The 2,971-nt window shown below is 67.0% G+C and carries 4 protein-coding genes; all 4 read right to left on the bottom strand.

Features of this window, described 5'->3' with window-relative positions; all coding sequences use genetic code 11:
- Nucleotides 1-3 precede the first annotated feature (3 nt).
- Nucleotides 4-1,326: an ISL3 family transposase gene (locus tag ABH936_RS14035; RefSeq protein WP_038567594.1), complete on the bottom strand. Its 1,323-nt coding sequence runs from the start codon at nucleotides 1,324-1,326 to the stop codon at nucleotides 4-6.
- 174 nt (nucleotides 1,327-1,500) lie between these two features.
- Nucleotides 1,501-1,821: a multidrug efflux SMR transporter gene (locus ABH936_RS14030; protein WP_006947550.1), complete on the bottom strand. Its 321-nt coding sequence runs from the start codon at nucleotides 1,819-1,821 to the stop codon at nucleotides 1,501-1,503.
- Nucleotides 1,821-2,168: a multidrug efflux SMR transporter gene (locus ABH936_RS14025; protein WP_038567597.1), complete on the bottom strand. Its 348-nt coding sequence runs from the start codon at nucleotides 2,166-2,168 to the stop codon at nucleotides 1,821-1,823. Before ABH936_RS14025 ends, ABH936_RS14030 begins: the two co-directional genes overlap by 1 nt.
- Nucleotides 2,165-2,587, bottom strand: a complete 423-nt coding sequence (locus ABH936_RS14020) for a TetR/AcrR family transcriptional regulator (RefSeq protein ID WP_160126279.1) — start codon at nucleotides 2,585-2,587, stop codon at nucleotides 2,165-2,167. The genes ABH936_RS14025 and ABH936_RS14020 overlap by 4 nt, the downstream gene beginning before the upstream one ends.
- Nucleotides 2,588-2,971: the final 384 nt, after the last annotated feature.

Below are 2,971 nucleotides of genomic sequence, written 5' to 3'. Positions count from 1 at the left end.
GGCTCATCCCAGTCGAGGGTGTAGACGGGGTCTGAACCCGCCGGTCTCGAGCAGGCTCCTGGCGATGTAGTTGGTGAGGTTGCGGAACCCAAGAGCACTGCCGCGGAGGTGTTCGAGGCGGCCGTTGATCGCCTCGGTCGGACCGTTGGACGTGCCGGGGCGGTCGAAGTAGGCGAGCACGTCGTCGGCGCGCTTCCTCAGCGTCCGGCCGAGTGTGGTGAGTTCGACCAGCGCCCTCGGGACACCGCTGCTGATCGAGGCAATCAGGTTGGCCATGAGCTCGCGGCCGTGGTGGCGGTCTTCGTGGCGGTAGGCGGCGATCATCCGCTGGTAGATCCCCCAGGTCGCCTCGACCTCGACATGCTCCTCGGCCCCGAACAACGTGCGGAGTCGAGCGGCCTGCTTGTCGGTCAGCAGCTCGGCGCCGGTGTGCAGGGTCCGCCGCGCGGCATACAGCGGGTCGCCCTTCATCCCGCGGTGGCCGTGGATGGCCTGCTGCACCCGGCGCCGGCACCGGTCGAGCGCGTCCCCGGCGAGGCGGACGACGTGGAACGGATCCATGACCGCCACCGCGTCGGGGAGCTCCTCGGCGGCGGCGGTCTTGAAGCCGGTGAACCCGTCCATCGCGACGACCTCGATCCCGTCGCGCCAGGTGTCGGGTCGGGCGGCGAGCCAGGTCTTGAAGGCCTCCTTCGAGCGACCCTCGACCATGTCCAGCAGCCTGGCGGGGCCGGTCTTGTCGCGGATCGGGGTCAGGTCGATGATCACGGTGACGTACCTGTCGCCGCGCCTGGTGTGCCTCCAGACGTGCTCATCGACGCCGATGACCCTCACGCCGTCGAAGCGGGCCGGGTCGTCGATGAGAACACGTCGGCCTTCAGCAAGCACGGCGTCGTTGGCGGTGTCCCAGGCGACGTCGAGTCCCTCGGCGATCCGGGTGACGGTGAGGTGCTGCACGACCAGCGCTTCGAGCGCCCACCGCAGCCCACGGCGCGAGAGCTTCGACCGCGGCTCGGCCGCACGGGTGGTGTCTTGGCGCCACACGTGCCCGCAGCCGGTGCAGCGGTAGCGACGCACCGCGACCTCCAACACCGTCGGTCGCCACCCCAGCGGCTCGTGCGCGAGCCGACGGATCACGGTGTCCCGAGCAGCGCCTTCGGCGCCGCAGCGTCGACACCACTCGTCCGGGGTCAGGACTCTGCAGGCGAGCACCGCGCGGTCGGGCTCGAGGCGCTGGCCGGTCACGACGAGGTCGAGTTCGTCGAGTCGGCAGAACGTTGTCAGGTCCGGGCGAGCGAAGCGGGCCCGAGCGGTAGCGACAGGCAACGACGTCAGACCTCCGGATGTCAGGCGTGGAACGTCATCTTCCGAAGACCTCGACCACGATCTAGCCACCGTCGCGCCGGAGTCGCTTCGATCAACGAGTACACCTCATCAGAAGCCCGTTGCCAAGGCCTTGCTCCGTTGTGAGCGACGACGTCGTGGGGATGGGGATCTCAGTCAGTGCAGGGCGCCGAGCTCGACGAGAAGAACGCCGGCGATGATGAGTGCGATGCCGCCCATCATGAGCGCGGTGAGCGGCTCCTTGAAGAGGGCTTTGGACGCGACGGCCGTTAGGGCAACTCCGGACGCTGCCCAGATGCCGTAAGCGACACCGAGGCCCAGGCCCTCATTAAGGGCGAGGGTGAGAAACGCGAAGGCCAGGAGGTAGCCGCCGGCGACGGCGGCGTAGTAGGCGCGGACGCCAGTAGCTGCCATGCGCAGCGAGAGGGTAGCGCTGACCTCGGCAATGATGGCTCCGAGGAGGAACAGGTAAGCCATCAGGTGGCTTCTTCGAGGTTCTTGACCGCGTGCTGGGAGCCGAGTTCGACGGTGAGGACGCCGGCAATGATGAGGACGATGCCGACGCCCATGAGTGCGGTGAGGGTTTCATCGAAGATCAGCGACGACATCACGGCGGTGGTGGCGACACCGAGGGCGCCCCAAATGCCGTAGGCGACGCCCAGCGCCATGCCCTGACGCAGAACGAGGGCGAGGAGAATGAACGAGGCGATGTAGCCAGCCGCGACGAGCACGTACAGTCCGGGTCGATCGAGTGCTCCCTTCAGCGACAGCGAACCGGTGACCTCGCTGAGGATGGACCCCGCGAGCAGTAGCCACTTGGTCATGAGTTCTCCTGGATGAGGTGGTGTGCGAGTGCTCGAATGGCGTCGGTGTCCTCGTCGGATAGGGCGATGCCGTTGCCGGCGGTGTTGAGCCAGATGCCGTCGGCCAAGAGTCGGACGCCGTGGAGGCGGGCCCGCTGGTCGGCCGGAAGGGTCTCGGGGACGTCGACCCAGGCCCCCATGCGGCTGTTCCATCGCTCGGTGAGCGGCTCGCGCAGGCGGGGGTCGGTGAACATGACCAGGTCGCCGTAGTCGAACGGCCCGTCGCAAGCCCAGTCAACGTAGGCGGCGAGGCGTTCGCTGATCGTGGGTACGTTTGGGTTGGTGGTAGCCAGGCGGGCGGCCAGATCCCGCTCGTAGCCGTCGAGGAGGTGGTCGATGACGGCGGTCATCAGTGCTTCCTTGGTTGGGAAGTGGTACATCAGGCCAGCCTTAGTGATTCCTGCAGCGCGAGCTGCGGACACCAGGGAGACAGAGGCGCCAGTGCGGGCCCACGCAAGAGTGCTGGCGAGAACGCCGCCTCGCGCCGACGGTCGGTGGGCAGGTGCACTAGTACTCATATCGACAACTCTACCTACCGGTAGGGTAAGTAACAAACTCATGGTGAGCTGGGCCTCCCGAGCTGAGCGTCAGCATGCTAAGAGCGTGACCGCCCGGCACCTACGACGCCCCGGCCAAGGCGATCAACGGATGACTCGAACACCTCTGTGACTTCCGCGCGTGGGTTCCGAAACCTCATCAACTATCGCTAGGCCACTACTCAAAGCCGGCGACTTCCAGACCGCGACTACACCCTCGATTGGGAT

Source organism: Dermacoccus sp. GAS27A (assembly GCF_044909235.1).
GTDB lineage: Bacteria > Actinomycetota > Actinomycetes > Actinomycetales > Dermatophilaceae > Dermacoccus > Dermacoccus nishinomiyaensis.
Note: the sequence above shows the minus strand (reverse complement) of the source record. Positions and strands in the feature narration are given on the sequence as shown.

Coding starts and splice junctions, on each gene's coding strand:
- ABH936_RS14030 (WP_006947550.1), bottom strand. CDS start 1,821: ATGGCTTACCTGTTCCTCCTCGGAGCCATCATTGCCGAGGTCAGCGCT.
- ABH936_RS14025 (WP_038567597.1), bottom strand. CDS start 2,168: ATGACCAAGTGGCTACTGCTCGCGGGGTCCATCCTCAGCGAGGTCACC.
- ABH936_RS14020 (WP_160126279.1), bottom strand. CDS start 2,587: ATGTACCACTTCCCAACCAAGGAAGCACTGATGACCGCCGTCATCGAC.